General features: G+C 54.6%; 13 protein-coding genes. 6 read left to right on the top strand and 7 right to left on the bottom strand.

The window, feature by feature from the left end:
- Positions 1-67: 67 nt before the first annotated feature.
- Positions 68-964 carry a benzoate transporter gene (locus tag UR289_RS06950; RefSeq protein WP_320709548.1) on the bottom strand — a complete coding sequence of 299 codons (897 nt, stop codon included), beginning with the start codon at positions 962-964 and terminating at the stop codon, positions 68-70.
- A gap of 173 nt (positions 965-1,137) precedes the next feature.
- On the bottom strand, positions 1,138-2,079 hold the full coding sequence (locus UR289_RS06945) for a VirK/YbjX family protein (protein ID WP_064672718.1): 942 nt from the start codon (positions 2,077-2,079) through the stop codon (positions 1,138-1,140).
- Positions 2,080-2,245: 166 nt separating this feature from the next.
- On the opposite strand from UR289_RS06945, the gene pphA reads away from it, so the two are divergent.
- Positions 2,246-2,890, top strand: coding sequence for a protein-serine/threonine phosphatase (pphA, locus tag UR289_RS06940; protein ID WP_033145837.1), 645 nt, complete (start codon positions 2,246-2,248; stop codon positions 2,888-2,890).
- 34 nt (positions 2,891-2,924) lie between these two features.
- Here pphA and UR289_RS06935 read toward each other — a convergent pair whose 3' ends face one another.
- From UR289_RS06935 to yebS, 4 genes are all read right to left on the bottom strand, one after another.
- A complete protein-coding gene (locus UR289_RS06935) occupies positions 2,925-3,164 on the bottom strand; it encodes a YebV family protein (RefSeq protein ID WP_008500472.1) in 240 nt (79 codons plus the stop codon).
- 106 nt (positions 3,165-3,270) lie between these two features.
- Complete coding sequence (rsmF, locus tag UR289_RS06930; protein WP_414146680.1) at positions 3,271-4,713, bottom strand: 16S rRNA (cytosine(1407)-C(5))-methyltransferase RsmF; 1,443 nt, start codon at positions 4,711-4,713, stop codon at positions 3,271-3,273.
- A 77-nt stretch (positions 4,714-4,790) separates the two neighbouring features.
- A complete protein-coding gene (locus UR289_RS06925; protein WP_039263642.1) occupies positions 4,791-7,424 on the bottom strand; it encodes a PqiB family protein in 2,634 nt (877 codons plus the stop codon).
- Complete coding sequence (gene yebS, locus UR289_RS06920; protein WP_087822778.1) at positions 7,393-8,676, bottom strand: membrane integrity lipid transport subunit YebS; 1,284 nt, start codon at positions 8,674-8,676, stop codon at positions 7,393-7,395. The genes UR289_RS06925 and yebS overlap by 32 nt, the downstream gene beginning before the upstream one ends.
- 132 nt (positions 8,677-8,808) lie before the next feature.
- Between yebS and UR289_RS06915 the strand changes: the two genes are divergently transcribed.
- The 4 genes from UR289_RS06915 to htpX all read left to right on the top strand — a co-directional run bounded on the left by UR289_RS06915 (position 8,809) and on the right by htpX (position 13,232).
- On the top strand, positions 8,809-9,306 hold the full coding sequence (locus UR289_RS06915) for a GAF domain-containing protein (protein WP_008500476.1): 498 nt from the start codon (positions 8,809-8,811) through the stop codon (positions 9,304-9,306).
- A 96-nt stretch (positions 9,307-9,402) separates the two neighbouring features.
- Positions 9,403-10,089: an RNA chaperone ProQ gene (proQ, locus tag UR289_RS06910; RefSeq protein ID WP_023336085.1), complete on the top strand. Its 687-nt coding sequence runs from the start codon at positions 9,403-9,405 to the stop codon at positions 10,087-10,089.
- 19 nt (positions 10,090-10,108) lie between these two features.
- A complete protein-coding gene (gene prc, locus UR289_RS06905; RefSeq protein ID WP_029741991.1) occupies positions 10,109-12,157 on the top strand; it encodes a carboxy terminal-processing peptidase in 2,049 nt (682 codons plus the stop codon).
- Positions 12,158-12,350: 193 nt separating this feature from the next.
- Positions 12,351-13,232 carry a protease HtpX gene (gene htpX, locus UR289_RS06900; protein ID WP_014884290.1) on the top strand — a complete coding sequence of 294 codons (882 nt, stop codon included), beginning with the start codon at positions 12,351-12,353 and terminating at the stop codon, positions 13,230-13,232.
- A 50-nt stretch (positions 13,233-13,282) separates the two neighbouring features.
- Here the strand turns inward: htpX and UR289_RS06895 are convergent, their stop codons facing one another.
- A complete protein-coding gene (locus UR289_RS06895) occupies positions 13,283-14,656 on the bottom strand; it encodes an MFS transporter (protein WP_320709539.1) in 1,374 nt (457 codons plus the stop codon).
- 179 nt (positions 14,657-14,835) lie between these two features.
- On the opposite strand from UR289_RS06895, the gene kdgR reads away from it, so the two are divergent.
- Positions 14,836-15,627, top strand: coding sequence for a DNA-binding transcriptional regulator KdgR (gene kdgR, locus UR289_RS06890; RefSeq protein WP_023312208.1), 792 nt, complete (start codon positions 14,836-14,838; stop codon positions 15,625-15,627).
- Positions 15,628-15,663: the final 36 nt, after the last annotated feature.

Genomic DNA, 15,663 nt, shown 5'->3' with positions numbered 1-15,663 from the left:
GTTAAAATTTTGTGGCCGAGCGACCGCTGAGCAAACGCCTTCTGGCGAGCAAAAGGGCAGCCCTAAGCTAAATAATGAACGCGCTGAATTTGTCTTTGTGGCGGACTATGTACTCCGGGAAGTTTTCAACCGTTAGCTCTTGCTTGATTAACGTCCTGTCGCGCCCCCAGATATCTTCCGCATTTTTAATGACCTTTATGATGTGTTCCGGGTTGTTAAACTCAGGAAGATCGTATTCAGTATGGGATATGGTCGACATTTTTTCTGAGATGCGCTCGGGTGTCATTACCCACGAGAAGTGCCAGCCACCATTGTCAATGATGCTGTTGTTAATCTTGAACCAGTTCCACTTTAGCCAGGACCAGTTTTTAACGCTTCGGGTGCGTTTAAGATTCCTGAATGATTCAGGTTCGCCGCCAAAGAAACTAACGAGATTTTTATATTGTGTGGCTCGCGGTAATTTACATTTTCTTGGCGTGTTGTCAGTATTAAAAACCTGCAGGTTGAACTGATAATTATAGAAATTCTGATAAATAGTGGTGCAGAGCTTTTTGGGATTTATCGATGCTACCACCTGTGGTGAAAATATCTCATCGACATCGGAAACTAAAATCAAATCATCATCGTTGGCATGCTTCAAACCCTGCATGATGGCATTCCTCTGCGCGGCTTCATTTGCCCACGCATCCACCACCATTCCCTCTGGCAGACCCGGAATCACCTCCCGAGCAGGGTGTGATTCTTCAGCGGCTTTCGTAATCGGTTCTTTATCATGAACAACGTAGATAATTTTATCTTTAAACTGGCTGTATTTATTAATGTCAAAATGCAGCGGCCTCTTTTTACCGGTAAAGGTATGCGTTGACTCAACGATAACGAAGCGATCGACAACGTCCGCGAGCGTGTTTAGCCTGATTTCGAGAAGCATATCTTCATCGTAATATAAGAAGCAGTCATAGATCATTACCGAAGTCCCTCATTTTTGCGCCCACATTGCGCTCTTCCCAACGCATTCGCCGGTTTCATTTCGCGCAATGCTAACTGAGCGCCCTCGCCCTGTGCAATAGTGGGCTGCTTTATCATTCTTTTTTAAACGGAATGCATCCGCTATGCAGTGAGCGAAGACGCCAGCCAGGCTTAAAAGTGGGACTTAACGGATGCCTCTATTTCATCGAGCAGCTCAAAGCGACGGCGGTATTCGGCACGTTTTTTACTGGCAATCTCTTCCAGGGATTTACGCTCCATGTGCAGCGGCAACTGCCAGCAGAAGGCTGACAGCTTTTTACCGTCCAGAGATCCCCAAAACTCATCGTAGCTGGCATGGAAATGGCGGCCTTTGCTCAGGCGATATCGCAGCGCGCGGAAAACGTGCCCTTCATCGCTGACGGCAAAAATCGCCCGGACAGATGACTGTGCAGCCAGCTGGAAGAGGACTTCCATCAACACTCGTTTGGGGAACAGGCCGTGGCAGGCGCGGGTGGCCTGCTTAATGACGTCTCGCGATACGCTGCGGCGGGGCCCCTGAAGCCCGCCGATGACCATGACTTGCTGGCCGTTACTGCGCGCGACGCTAAAGGTCAGGCTGGCCAGCAGCGTATCCTCGTTGTCGCGTAGCCACAGCGTGCTTTCGCCTTCGCGCTCGGCTTTCCCCGCAGAGGAGGCATTGACCGTATAGGTTACGCCGTCTTTGGCGTGGAACTGCACAACGGTTTGCTCCTGCGGGCTGCTCAGGGCCTGAGCGAGACCGCTCTCTCTCAGGCTATCAATCCAGTAGTAATGGTTGACGATAGCGTCGGCGCGATCGTTAGCCGTCAGGCCGCGCATCAGATACTGTCGGTGGGTCTTGCTGGGCAACGTAATTTGAGAGGCCAGCAGCCTGTCGAAATCGTCGCGACCCGAAAGGGCTTCCAGCATGCGATGGGTAGAAGACCAGAACAGAAGCGAGCGTAAAAGGAATTTCAGGCGATATTCGCGTTTACGCCAGATTGGACCCGGCACGCGTTTGCCGTTCACCAGCTCGGAAATAATGTTTGTGCGATGCGGATAGAAAACATCGTTATGCAGGTGCGTATTAGACACGTGAAGACCCCTCTTTTTTTATACCCTTATTCTAAAGAGCCAATAAAAAGGGATTAATAGCGCGAGGATCTTTATTTCTGTTTGGTTTACCGTTTGTTTCACTTCGTGACGACCGCGCCGGTCTGTCGCCTTTTCTGCGGCGGCTATACTGTTTTAAGGAGGTTCTATGTATCAGCGAATTGAAGGTGGGATGTGGCGTCACGTCTGGGTTGTCAGCGATATACACGGTTGTTACCAGTGGCTTATGGATGAGCTTAAACGCCGTCACTTTAACCCGTATGAGGATTTACTTATTTCGGTCGGGGATGTGATCGATCGTGGCCCTGATAGCGTTAAATGCCTGCAGTTAATTCATGAAAAATGGTTTCGTGCCGTGCGGGGAAACCATGAGCAAATGGCTCTCGACAGTCTGGATAATAACGATTTTTCACTCTGGACGATGAATGGCGGAATATGGTTTTCGCATCTTGAACGCGACCAGCAACAGCTTGCCCTGTCGTTGCTCGACGCCTGTCGCGATTTACCGCATATCATCGAGATAACCTGTGCGAACGGTCTGAATGTGATTGCCCATGCGGATTATCCGGCCGCGGAATACCGATGGCAAAAACCGGTCAGTGCCCAGCGCGTCTTATGGAACCGTGACAGGCTGATGGGATTTATGGTGGGCAAAGGAGAGGGCATCAGCGGCGCGGATCATTTCTGGTTTGGGCATACGCCTCTCGACAGAAGATACGATTTTAATAATCTTCACTACATTGATACGGGGGCTGTTTTCGACGGTTACTTCACGCTGGCGCAGCTGCAGTAATAAATAACCCGCCTTCGGGCGGGTTCTCTTTAGGTCAGGCAAGACGCATGACCCAGGCATCGGTTTTACTATCGTAATGCTCGCGGTAAAGGACAGAATGTTCGCCATCAAGTATTGCCGGGACGCTGGTGTCTGCATCCCATGCATCGAGCTGCATGCACAAATCCGGGTCGGATTTGCAGGGAATACTTAACGTTCGATCGCCTTGGGCTTCGCCGCGCAGTTCTGCGTCGTCGATCTCAAAAGCGCCAATACGCACGCTGGTTTTCGTCATAGTGCTCTCCGGGTCGGTTGTCAAAATCTGGTATGACCAGTGCGATCACCCATTTTTGATCGTAGACAAGGAGAGCAAAATCGCCAGTAAAAAAATGCGCTTTTTTTCAGGCTGTGCGATCGTTACCGGTAAACAGACGGCCGTCCCGAACCAGCTCGCGCGGATAGCTGTTTTTCAGCCTTGAACCGACCTTTTTTGCCAGCCCCAGCGGATATCCCTGATACGTCACTATCACTTCATCGCCTGATGGCGTGCTGTCCGGATAGACATCGCGACCACGGTACCACTCTTCGGCTTCCTGATGCGTCAGGGCAAAGGTATTCTCGCCTCCGGCAAGGGCGATAACGGCCTCATGCTGCCAGCGATACCCTTTATTATGCACTTCCGCCAGGCGGATACCGATTCGGGAAAAACGGACCTTTCCGATAAGCGGCTCGATCTGTGCCGGGAACAGCCATATCTCTTTATCACGCATCCAGGGGTGCAGGCTCTCATCCCAGACCAGCCCAACCTTTTTGGCGGCGGCTTCAAGCTGTGCTGCATCGCGACCTTTAAGAGGGGAAAACGGGAAGTTGCCGACCTTGAATTTAGGTGCGGGCAGGGGAGCAACCGCCTGCGTTTTACGCAAACGCGCCACAAAAAAACCTTCGCAGTCGTAAATCTGCGGGAACACGTGAAGGAAACCCTCCGGCGTGACCGCCTCCTGTGCCGAGGCGAACAGGCCGTTAAGCGGCAGGAACTCAACTGCCTCCGGGTAGTTCGCTTTCAGCCACAGGCAGACGTCTTCGTTTTCATCGCGGTTTAAGGTGCACGTTGAATAGACCAGCGTGCCGCCAGGGCGCAACGCGTGAAATGCGCTGTCGATCAGCTCGCGCTGCGTGGCGGCGATCTCAAGGTTGCTCTCAACTGACCAGTTTTTTAACGCGTCGGGATCTTTACGCACCACCCCTTCGCCGGAGCAGGGCGCGTCCAGCAGAATGGCATCGAAGGCTTCCGGTAAAGCGGCGCCAAACACGCGTCCGTCGAAGTGCGTCAGGGCAACATTATGAATACCGCAGCGGCTGATGTTGGCATGCAGCACCTTCACGCGGCTGGCGGAAAACTCGTTGGCGAGGATCGCCCCGTGGTTACCCATTCGGGCGGCAATTTGCGTGGTTTTTGAGCCAGGAGCGGCGGCAACATCCATCACGCGTTCAGGCGCATTGCCATTGGCGAACAGGGCGGCCACCGGCAGCATCGAGCTGGCTTCCTGAATATAGAACAGGCCGCTCAGATGTTCAGCGGTACTGCCCAGCGGCAGCGAGGCTTCGTCATCGCGTTCGATCCAGAATCCCTCGGCGCACCACGGGACCGGCGTAAGCTGCCAGCCGTACGGCGAGACCAGCGCCAGAAAATCATCGACGCTGATTTTCAGCGTGTTGACGCGAATACTTCGGCGTAACGGACGCTGGCAGGCGGCGATAAAATCATCTAACGACAGGTGAGAAGGAAGCGCCTCGCGCATCTGCGCCAGGAATTGTTCAGGAAGAAATACGGAGTTTTGAGCCACGGGCACACCACAGGGAAAAGTTCAGGTGCGCAGTGTAACATAAAGGCTCCGGTGCGTTGACACCGGAGCCTGTCAGATTAACGCGGCAGGGCGGTTCCCCATTCGCGCCACTCTTTCGGTTCGCTTTCGAGCAGCAGGAAGTGTTTACCCGGCTGCGCTTTCGGCGCCAGCGGCGTGCCCGGCGGCGTGGCAAACGCGATACCGCCGCGAATGAACTGGTTGAAGGTGCCGGTTTTCACCACGCCTCCCGTCAGGCCAAAGTCCAGCGAATATCCTGATGCCAGCCAGAATACCGAGTTATTACGGACCAGGTGCTGGTAGCGTTCGCTGATGCGTAACGCCACCATCACGCGGTCGGAGAGCGTACCGAGCGTCAGGCCCGTGACCGTACCCACTTCAATGCCGCGGAACAGTACCGGCGTGCCGATGCTCAGCGAGCCCGCTTCCGGCACTTCCACCACGATGCTCAGGCCGCCAAGGTAGCGCGAGTCGGTGATCGTGGCTTCCTGCAGTTCGAAATCACGACGGGCATTGCCCTGGCCCGGCTCAACGTTGATGTACGGCTGCAAAATGGTGTCGAGATGCTCAACGCCCGCGGCCGAGATCTGCGGCGTCACCACCGAGAAGCGCGAACCCGTCCGGGCGAAGGTCTGCACATATTCCGGGTACAGCACGGCGGTGGCCTGCACCTCGTTGCGCGAGGTAATCAGCGTCAGCTTCTGGATTTGTCCAATATCAATGCCCAGATAGCGGATTGGCATGCCTTCCGCCAGCTTACCGGCATCAAACGCGTGCAGGGTAATCTGTCCACCCACGGCACGCGCGGCGGTTTCGGACGGGAAGAGAATACGCTTATCGCCTTTGCGCAGATTCGCGCCCGCGCCGCTAAGATTATCGAAGCTAATTGCCCCGCGCAGCGCGCGTGAGAGCGGGGAGGCCTGCACGGTCAGCCCGTTACCGTTAAGCTGAACTTTCGCGCCGCCTTCGGCCCAGAAGACGCTGTTTGGCGTCAGCAGCTTGCGGTACTCCGGCTTGATATGCAGTTCGATATCAAACGCGTCCGCACGCGGGCGAACGGCGATCACTTCCCCAACTTCAAACTTGCGATACAGCACCACGGAACCTGCCTGTACGTCCGGCAGCGTCTCGGCGCTTAATGTCAGCGTGGTGGTAGGGAGATCGCTCAGGCTGTTTTCAACCGCTTTCTCCAGGTTGGCATACAGCGGATAGCTGTCGCGAACGGGGCCTTTATCACCGGGCAGAATGCGGATGCCGCCGTTAACCCATTCGCTGGCGCTGGCGCCGAGGAATTCCACGCCGTCCAGTCCCACCTTCACATCGACGCGACTGTTCACCACGAATTTGCTGTCACCGTGCACCAGGTCGCTGTACTGCGGATCGATGGCGACCGAGAAGGTCACGCCATTCGCGGAGAGCTTACGCTCCAGCACCTGGCCGACCTGCACGCCGTGTAAAATTAACGGCTGGCCGGCTTCGATTCCGTAACTTTCTGGCGCATTCAGCGTGACGGTCACTACGCCCGGCTTTTGCAGCAGGGATTTATCCGCCGGGGCAATCACGAAGCTATTGCTGGGCTCACCTTCGCCGGGGATGAGTTCAAACGTATTGCCGGTCAACAGCGTGCTGAGGCTGGCATCGTTCAGGGAGAGCTTTGGACTGCGCATTTCGATACGCGTTTTCTCGCGCAGGAGGTCGACCACGCTCGGGTCGACAGTCATTTCTCCTGTGACCGAGCCGCCCGGGTTGAGCGTCATTTTGGTGAGCTGACCAACCTGCAATCCCTGATACATCAGCGGCGTTGAACCCGCTTTTAGCCCCTTAGCATCGGGCAGAGCGAGTTTGACGATCACGCCGCGCTGGCTGTGCGCCAGGTCTGCGTACAATCCAAATGAGTCATCCGCGGTGGCAGGGCTTGAGTTTTCCGGGGAGTCAAAAGCAATGGCACCATTCACCAGCGCGGCCAGACTCTCCAGCTTCACTTTCGCACCGCTCAGGCTGAGGTCCGCATCCACGCCGGAGACGTTCCAGAAGCGGCTGCCTTTTTTCACCAGATTGGTGAAGCGACGCTCGATCAGCACGTCGATGGTGACGCCCTGTTTATTCGGGTTGATCGCGTAATCGTACACGCGGCCAACCGGGATTTTGCGGAAATAGACCAGCGAACCGCTGTTCAGAGAACCGAGATCCGGCGCCTGCAGATGAATCATTAAATCGCCGTTGTTGAGGCGGTACTTGGGCTGTGTATCCAGGGCAACAAAGTGATCCTGCGGCTCTCCTTTACCCGGCATCATGCCGATATAGTTACCGCCCACGAGCGCATCCAGCCCCGACACGCCGGCCAGAGACGCTTTTGGCGTGACCAGCCAGAACTGCGTTTCGCTGCGCAGGGCATCCTGCATGTCAGATTTAATACTGACCCGCACCTGAATCTTGTTCAGCCCTTTTCCAAGGGAGATGTCCTGAACCGTACCCACTTCAACCCCCTGGAAGCGAACGGGCGTTCGCCCGGCGACGATGCCGTCGGCGGTCTGGAAATCAATGGTGACGGTACTCCCGCGATCTTCATAGCTCGTCCAGATCAGCCAGCCTGCAATCATCAGGGCGATGACGGGCAGCAACCAGAATGGCGAAATGCGGCGTTTTGTTTTAATTCTCGCTTCAGTCGGCGAAGCGGGGGTTTCCTGACTCATGTGCATCCCAAAGTAAGCGGCTATCCAGCCATTCCACAGCAAGAATAGTCAATATCACCGCAGAGCCGAAATAAAAAGCCGCGGGTCCCATTGTAAAAGCAAGTAGCTGGTCGCGATTGATGAGCGACATCATCAGCGAAATCACGAACAGATCTAACATTGACCAGCGGCCAATCCAGGTGACGAACCGCAGCAGTAGAATGCGGGTCCGTAAGCCTTGTTCACACTTAAAGTGAATGCTGATGAGCAGGGTAAACATCACCACCACTTTGGTAAAGGGAACCAGGATACTGGCAATAAAGACGATCGCCGCCACCCCGACGTTGCTGTGCGCAAGGGAGATAATCCCGGAGAGGATAGTATCCTCCTGACGCCCGCCATTCACGTAAATGATGGAGATCGGCAGCATATTGGCTGGGATCAGAAACACCAGGGAGGCGATCAGCGCGGCCCAGCATTTTTGCAGGCTGTTGTTGCGCCGCAGTCTCAACGGAATGTGACACCGCGGGCAGCGCCCACGCGCGTCGGGCAAGCCGGTATAGTGGCATCCCAGACAGACGCGCAGATTTTCATCAGGAAGCGTGGCGGGGCGCTGAGGGTAAAATCGCTCCCAGAGCTGTTCAACGTTCAGGTGGATCAGCGTCAGGATGCTCAGCAATACCAGGCTGATGAAAGCAAAAAGTCCGATGCCGGGCTGCAAAAAGGCGTAGTCCTGCACCTTTATTGACGCAACGCCCACGCCCACCAGATAAATATCCAGCATCACCCACTCTTTGAGCTTATCCAGCATCAGCAGAACCGGGCGAAGGTTCATGCCGAGAATATTACCAAACCACAGATAGGCAATGGCGGCGACCAGCACCAGCGGCGCACCAACGGTGCAGAAAAGCACCATGGCAGCGGTGATGGGATCGCCCTGACGGGTCATCTGCCAGATACCCTGCAGCACGTTGGCGTCAATGCGTACGCCAAGCAGGTAGAGTTTCAGCAGCGGTTCGCTCCAGGCGAAGGGCATCAGCAGCAGCATGGTGACGGCCATGGCGGCGAGGCGGGTGAGCGACCAGTCGCGGCCGTCGCGAATTTTGGCGTCGCAGCGGGGACAAAAGGCACTTTGGTGCGATTTCATCTTCGGCAACATAAAAAGCGTATCGCACTGGGGGCAACGCTGATAATGTGCACGTGGCAAAGCTTCGCTTACCGTATGGACAGTTATCTTTCTTGTCGGCGTAATTTTGGTTGTTTTTAAGGCCATCAGCTGCGCACAAATAAGTATTGTTGAAAGTTATAATAACTCATGAACGGATTCATCTTGAGCATGAGCGCATTTAATGCTTATTTTAATAGGCTATGCGGTAAATTTGTAAGACAACTAAGTGATTGAATAATGAACAAAACAGAATTCTACGCGGATCTGAACCGCGATTTTAAGGCATTGATGGCGGGTGAGACCAGCTTCTTAGCCACTCTGGCAAATACTAGCGCATTGCTGTTTGAACGTCTCTCTGACGTGAACTGGGCCGGCTTTTACCTCCTGGAAGGTGAAACGCTGGTGCTCGGCCCGTTCCAGGGCAAACTGGCCTGCGTGCGTATTCCGGTAGGGCGTGGCGTATGCGGCACGGCGGTGGCCGAAAATCAGGTCCAGCGTGTGGAAGACGTTCATGCGTTTGACGGGCACATTGCCTGTGATGCCGCCAGTAATTCTGAAATCGTTCTGCCGCTGGTGGTCAAAAATCAGATTATTGGCGTTCTGGATATCGACAGTACGGTCTTCAGTCGCTTTACAACCGAGGACGAACAGGGGCTGCGCGAGCTGGTGGCGAATCTGGAAAACGTACTCGCTGCAACCGATTATCAAAAATTCTTTGCGAGCGTCGCAGGATAATCAACGGATAACGTAGCATTTACTGATAGCGTCATTATAATGACGCCTGTTCATGCCTGCGCTTGTTGGCAACGTCCGTTGTAATCAGGAAATTTCATGGAAAATCAACCTAAGTTGAATAGCAGTAAAGAAGTTATCGCATTTCTGGCCGAGCGTTTCCCGCAGTGCTTCAGCGCGGAAGGTGAAGCTCGTCCCCTGAAAGTCGGTATTTTTCAGGATCTGGTGGCGCGTGTTGAAGGGGAAATGAACCTCAGCAAAACTCAGCTGCGTTCCGCCTTACGTCTTTATACTTCGAGCTGGCGCTACCTGTACGGTATCAAAGCTGGCGCGACCCGCGTGGATCTCGACGGCAACCCGTGTGGTGAACTGGACGAGCAGCACGTTGAGCACGCGCGTAAGCAGCTTGAAGAAGCCAAAGCACGCGTTCAGGCACAACGTGCAGAACAGCAGGCGAAAAAACGCGAAGCCGCAGCGGCAAACGGCCAGGAAGAAGCGCCTCGTCGTGAGCGTAAACCACGCCCTGCGCCGCGCCGTCACGATAATAACGATCGCAAACCGCGTGCAGACAAACCAGCAGCAAAAGCCCCGCGTGCCCCTCGTGAAGAGCCGCGCCATACGCCGGTTTCTGACATTAACGCCCTGAGCGTAGGTCAGGCACTGAAGGTAAAAGCGGGTAACAATGCTATGGACGCCACCGTACTGGAAATCACCAAAGATGGCGTTCGTGTACAGCTGACTTCTGGTATGTCAATGATTGTACGCGCAGAACACTTGTTGTTCTGAAACGGAGGCCAAGCCTGGCATGAACACTTTTTTTAAGCTCACCGCGCTGGCGGGCCTGTTTGCCATAACAGGTCACGCTTTTGCAGTGGACGATATTACGCGTGTTGATCAAATTCCGGTTCTCAAGGAAGAGACGCAGCACGCGACGGTGAGCGAGCGCGTGACCTCACGTTTTACCCGCTCGCACTATCGTCAGTTCGATCTCGATCAGGCCTTTTCGGCCAAAATCTTTGACCGCTATCTGAACTTGCTGGATTACAGCCATAACGTTTTGCTCGCCAGCGATGTCGAGCAGTTCGCTAAGCGTAAATCCGAGGTGGGTGACGAGTTGCGTTCTGGCAAGCTGGATCTGTTCTACGATCTCTACAACCTGTCGCAAAAGCGCCGCTTTGAACGCTATCAGTACGCGCTGAAAGTGCTGGAACGTCCGATGGACTTCACCGGTACTGACACCTTTAATCTGGATCGCAGTAAAGCACCCTGGCCGAAAGACGAAGCCGAGTTGAATGCGCTGTGGGACGGTAAAGTTAAATACGACGAACTGAGTCTTAAGCTGACCGGCAAAGACGAAAAAGAGATCCGTGACACGCTGACGCGTCGTTACAAATTTGCCATTCGTCGTCTGGCGCAGACCAACAGTGAGGATGTTTTCTCACTCGCGATGACCGCCTTTGCGCACGAAATCGATCCGCACACCAACTATCTCTCTCCACGCAACACCGAACAGTTCAATACCGAGATGAGCCTGTCTCTGGAAGGTATCGGCGCGGTGCTGCAGATGGATGATGATTACACGGTGATCAATTCCATGGTCGCGGGTGGCCCAGCATCCAAAAGCAAAGCGATTAGCGTAGGCGATCGCATTGTGGGTGTAGGACAAACAGGCCAGAACATGGTCGACGTGATCGGCTGGCGTCTCGATGACGTGGTTGCGCTGATCAAAGGTCCGAAAGGCAGCAAGGTTCGTCTGGAAATTCTGCCTGCCGGTAAAGGCACCAAAACCCGTATCGTTACCCTGACCCGCGAGCGTATCCGTCTGGAAGACCGCGCGGTGAAAATGTCGGTGAAAACCGTGGGTAAAGAGAAGGTGGGTGTTCTGGATATTCCTGGCTTCTACGTGGGCCTGACTGACGATGTGAAGGTTCAGCTGCAGAAGCTTGAAAAGCAGAACGTCAGCAGCATTATCATCGACCTGCGCAGTAACGGCGGCGGGGCGCTGACGGAAGCGGTTTCACTCTCCGGTCTGTTCATTCCATCTGGTCCGGTGGTTCAGGTGCGCGATAACAACGGTAAAGTGCGTGAAGATGCCGACAACGACGGTGTGGTCTACTACAAAGGCCCGCTGGTGGTCCTGGTTGACCGCTTCAGTGCTTCCGCGTCTGAAATCTTTGCCGCTGCAATGCAGGACTATGGCCGCGCGCTGATCGTCGGTGAGCCAACCTTCGGGAAAGGCACCGTTCAGCAGTATCGCTCTCTGAATCGTATTTACGATCAGATGCTGCGTCCGGAATGGCCTGCGCTGGGCTCGGTTCAGTACACCATTCAGAAGTTCTACCGCGTGAACGGCGGCAGTACGCAGCGTAAGGGCGTAACGCCGGACATCATGATGCCGACAGGCACGGAAGAGACCGAAACCGGCGAGAAGTTTGAAGATAACGCCTTGCCGTGGGACAGCATCAATGCCGCGACCTACGTGAAAGCGGGTGATATGACGCAATTTGGCCCTGAACTGCTGAAAGCGCATAACGACCGCATCGCGAAAGATCCGGAGTTCCAGTACATCATGAAGGACATTGCACGATTCAATGCCCTGAAAGATAAGCGGAATATCGTTTCTCTGAACTACGCACAGCGTGAGAAAGAGAATAACGAAGACGATGCAACCCGCCTGGCGCGTATCAACGATCGCTTCAAGCGCGAAGGTAAGCCTCTGCTCAAAAAACTGGACGATCTGCCAAAAGATTACCAGGAGCCGGATCCGTATCTGGACGAGACGGTGCATATCGCTCTCGACCTGGCGAATCAGGAAAAAGAGAAACCTGCCGTACAGCCCGCTCCGGCAAAATAATCACCCAACAGGCACAAGGAATTGTGCCTGTTTCTTTTTGTTCTTCATCCTTCCGTCAGCCAGATTTCCAATTGTGTAAAGTTGTGTCTTTCTGGTGACTTACGCCCGCCGGATGCTTGAAAATAGCCGCAATACCCATACGATGTGGGTAATCGCATAGTGCGTTTTGTTAAACTGAGGTAAAAAGAAAATTATGATGCGAATCGCGCTCTTCCTGCTCACCAACCTGGCGGTCATGGTGGTTTTCGGGCTCGTGCTAAGCCTGACAGGAATTCAGTCGAGCAGCGTTCAGGGTCTGTTGATTATGGCGCTGCTGTTTGGTTTTGGTGGCTCGTTCATCTCCCTGCTGATGTCGAAGTGGATGGCACTGAAATCGGTGGGTGGTGAGGTTATTGAACAGCCGCGTAACGATATGGAACAGTGGCTGATGAATACGGTGGCTCAGCAATCCCGTCAGGCCGGGATCGCCATGCCGCAGGTGGCGATTTACCATGCCCCGGACATCAACGCTTTCGCCACGGGCGCCCGTCGCGATGCGTCACTGGTTGCCGTCAGCACCGGATTGCTGCAGAACATGAGCCGTGACGAAGCCGAAGCGGTTATTGCCCACGAAATCAGCCATATCGCCAACGGTGACATGGTGACCATGACCCTGATTCAGGGCGTGGTGAACACCTTCGTGATCTTCATCTCCCGTATTCTGGCGCAGATCGCGGCTGGCTTTATGGGCGGAAACCGTGACGAAGGTGAAGAGAGCAACGGCAACCCGCTGATCTACTTCGCCGTTTCGATGGTTCTGGAACTGGTATTCGGTATTCTGGCCAGCATCATCACCATGTGGTTCTCCCGCCACCGTGAATTCCACGCGGATGCCGGCTCGGCGAAGCTGGTTGGTCGTGAGAAGATGATTGCCGCGCTGCAGCGCCTGAAAACCAGCTACGAGCCGCAGGAAGCGAACAGCATGATGGCCTTCTGCATTAACGGTAAATCCAAATCGCTGAGCGAGCTGTTTATGTCTCACCCGCCGCTGGATAAACGTATCGAAGCGCTGCGCAGTGGGGAATACCTGAAGTAACGCTAAGAACCCTAATAAGCCGGGCAGGAGAACACTCCGCCCGGCTTTTTTTATGCCTGAACTTTGGGCTGGGTCACCCGCAGGCCGCTGACGACCGCCGCGAGGGAAGCAAGGGCTCCCGCGGTGAGAAGCGCAACGTGGTTGCCGTTTTGCCCGGCGAGGTTAAACATCAGGGCAACCAGTGCCGCACCTGTGCTTTGCCCCAGAAGGCGCGCGGTCCCCAGCATGCCGCTGGCACCACCGCTGCGATGGCGCGGCGCGGAGGTGATAATGGTGTGATTGTTAGGGGACTGGAACAGGCCAAACCCTGCGCCGCACAGGATCATGCGCCAGATGATGTCCAGATCGGTTGGCGAGGACGGTAGCAGAGCCAGCGCGAAAAGGCCTGTCGCCATCACCGCAAGCCCCAATGCTCCCAGTAAACCGGCATGGACGCGTTCAATTAAGTAACCTGCCAGCGGAGCCATCACCATGGTCGCCAGCGGCCAGGGGGTTAACAGCAGGCCGGTCTCCACTTCTGAACGGCCGACCACGCTCTGCAGAAAGAAGGGCAGAGAAACCAGGGCCAGCATTTGGGCGCAGAACGAGCAGACTGACGTGCAAATAGAGAGGGAAAAGAGGGGAATACGCAGCAGATCGACCGGCAGCAAAGGCACGGGGAGAGTGAGCTGGCGGCGAACAAAGAAGAAGCCGATCGCCAGCAGGGCGATGAGCTCCGCGGCGGTAAGCATCAGGGACTGTCCCTGCGCAAAGCCGCTCAGCGCCGTAATCAGCAGGCCAAAGGTCAGGGCATTCATCACCGCACTCGCCACATCGAAGCGCGGCATGGTGCTTTTAAGGCCGTTAGCGGGAAGAAAGCGCAGGGCAAAGAATATAGCGACAATGCCCAGCGGCACGTTAATAGCAAACAGCCATTGCCATGACGCAACGGAAAGGATCGCCGCCGCAATAGTTGGCCCGGCGGCGGAAGAGACGGCGACAATAAACGAGTTTATCCCCATGCCGCGACCCAGATGACGCTGCGGATAAATTAAGCGGATCAACGCCGTGTTTACGCTCATGAGCGCCGCGCCGCCAAAACCCTGCGCAATGCGGGCAAGCGTCAGGGTATGCAGTGAATCTGAAAGTGCGCATAACAACGACGTGAAGGTGAAAACCACCAGACCGCACTGATACACCCGACGGTAACCGAACATATCGCCCAGGAAAGAGAACGAGAGCAGGGAAACCACAATCGCAATCTGATAGGCGTTAACGATCCATATCGAACTGGCGGGAGAGGCATGCAGGTCGCTGGCGATGGTTGGCAGGGCAACGTTCGCGATTGCGCCGTCAAGGACGGCCATTGAGATACCGATAATGATGGTCGCTATAGCGCCACACCGCTGGGGTAAAGGCAGGCCATCGGAAAGGGTCTTTTCCATTAGGATTAAAAAAGCTCAGCGTGAAATTATTCTCAGGGTAACTATTTTAGCATTGTTACAGCCGCGATATGTCGCAGATTTGTAACGAAGTAAACGCGGATTGATTGCAGGTGACATGACGGGAACTTATAATAAAAACCGGTTCTGATTTTTATAAAACACTCTCTATGAGGTGGTAAATGGCTATTGCGGATTTGGATAAACAGCCAGATTCTGTTTCTTCCGTGCTGAAGGTGTTTGGTATCTTACAGGCGCTGGGGGAAGAGCGTGAAATAGGTATTACAGAGTTGTCGCAGCGCGTGATGATGTCTAAAAGCACCGTATATCGCTTTTTGCAAACCATGAAGTCGCTGGGCTACGTAGCCCAGGAAGGCGAATCTGAAAAATACTCTCTGACGCTGAAGCTGTTTGAGCTGGGCGCCCGTGCGCTACAAAATGTTGACCTGATCCGCAGCGCTGATATTCAGATGCGTGAAATCTCTCGCCTGACCAAAGAGACCATCCATCTCGGCGCGTTGGATGAAGACAGCATTGTGTACATCCATAAAATCGACTCCATGTACAATTTGCGCATGTATTCGCGCATTGGTCGTCGCAACCCGCTCTACAGCACCGCGATTGGTAAGGTTCTGCTGGCGTGGCGCGATCGTGAAGAAGTGAAGCAGATCCTCGAAGGCGTGGAATACAAGCAAAGTACCTCACGAACCATTACCAGCACGGACGCGCTGTTAACGGTGCTCGATCGCGTACGCGAACAGGGGTATGGCGAAGATAACGAGGAGCAGGAAGAAGGGCTGCGCTGCATCGGCGTTCCGGTATTTGACCGCTTTGGGGTTGTGATCGCGGGCTTGAGTATCTCCTTCCCGACCTTACGCTTCTCCGAAGAGCGCCTGCATGAATATGTGGCTATTCTGCACACTGCCGCACGTAAGATTTCTGAACAGATGGGTTACCACGACTACCCGTTTTAATCTCTGCTCGTATAAAAAAACGCCGCATCTGTTGCG

The sequence above is a fragment of the Enterobacter sp. 302C9 genome, assembly GCF_034106085.1.
Taxonomy (GTDB): domain Bacteria; phylum Pseudomonadota; class Gammaproteobacteria; order Enterobacterales; family Enterobacteriaceae; genus Enterobacter; species Enterobacter asburiae_B.
This window is presented reverse-complemented; position numbering and strand designations above follow the sequence as displayed.

Coding starts and splice junctions, on each gene's coding strand:
- UR289_RS06950 (WP_320709548.1), bottom strand. CDS start 964: ATGATCTATGACTGCTTCTTATATTACGATGAAGATATGCTTCTCGAA.
- pphA (WP_033145837.1), top strand. CDS start 2,246: ATGTATCAGCGAATTGAAGGTGGGATGTGGCGTCACGTCTGGGTTGTC.
- UR289_RS06925 (WP_039263642.1), bottom strand. CDS start 7,424: ATGAGTCAGGAAACCCCCGCTTCGCCGACTGAAGCGAGAATTAAAACA.
- kdgR (WP_023312208.1), top strand. CDS start 14,836: ATGGCTATTGCGGATTTGGATAAACAGCCAGATTCTGTTTCTTCCGTG.
- UR289_RS06915 (WP_008500476.1), top strand. CDS start 8,809: ATGAACAAAACAGAATTCTACGCGGATCTGAACCGCGATTTTAAGGCA.
- UR289_RS06895 (WP_320709539.1), bottom strand. CDS start 14,656: ATGGAAAAGACCCTTTCCGATGGCCTGCCTTTACCCCAGCGGTGTGGC.
- proQ (WP_023336085.1), top strand. CDS start 9,403: ATGGAAAATCAACCTAAGTTGAATAGCAGTAAAGAAGTTATCGCATTT.
- UR289_RS06935 (WP_008500472.1), bottom strand. CDS start 3,164: ATGACGAAAACCAGCGTGCGTATTGGCGCTTTTGAGATCGACGACGCA.
- yebS (WP_087822778.1), bottom strand. CDS start 8,676: ATGGCCTTAAAAACAACCAAAATTACGCCGACAAGAAAGATAACTGTC.
- htpX (WP_014884290.1), top strand. CDS start 12,351: ATGATGCGAATCGCGCTCTTCCTGCTCACCAACCTGGCGGTCATGGTG.
- prc (WP_029741991.1), top strand. CDS start 10,109: ATGAACACTTTTTTTAAGCTCACCGCGCTGGCGGGCCTGTTTGCCATA.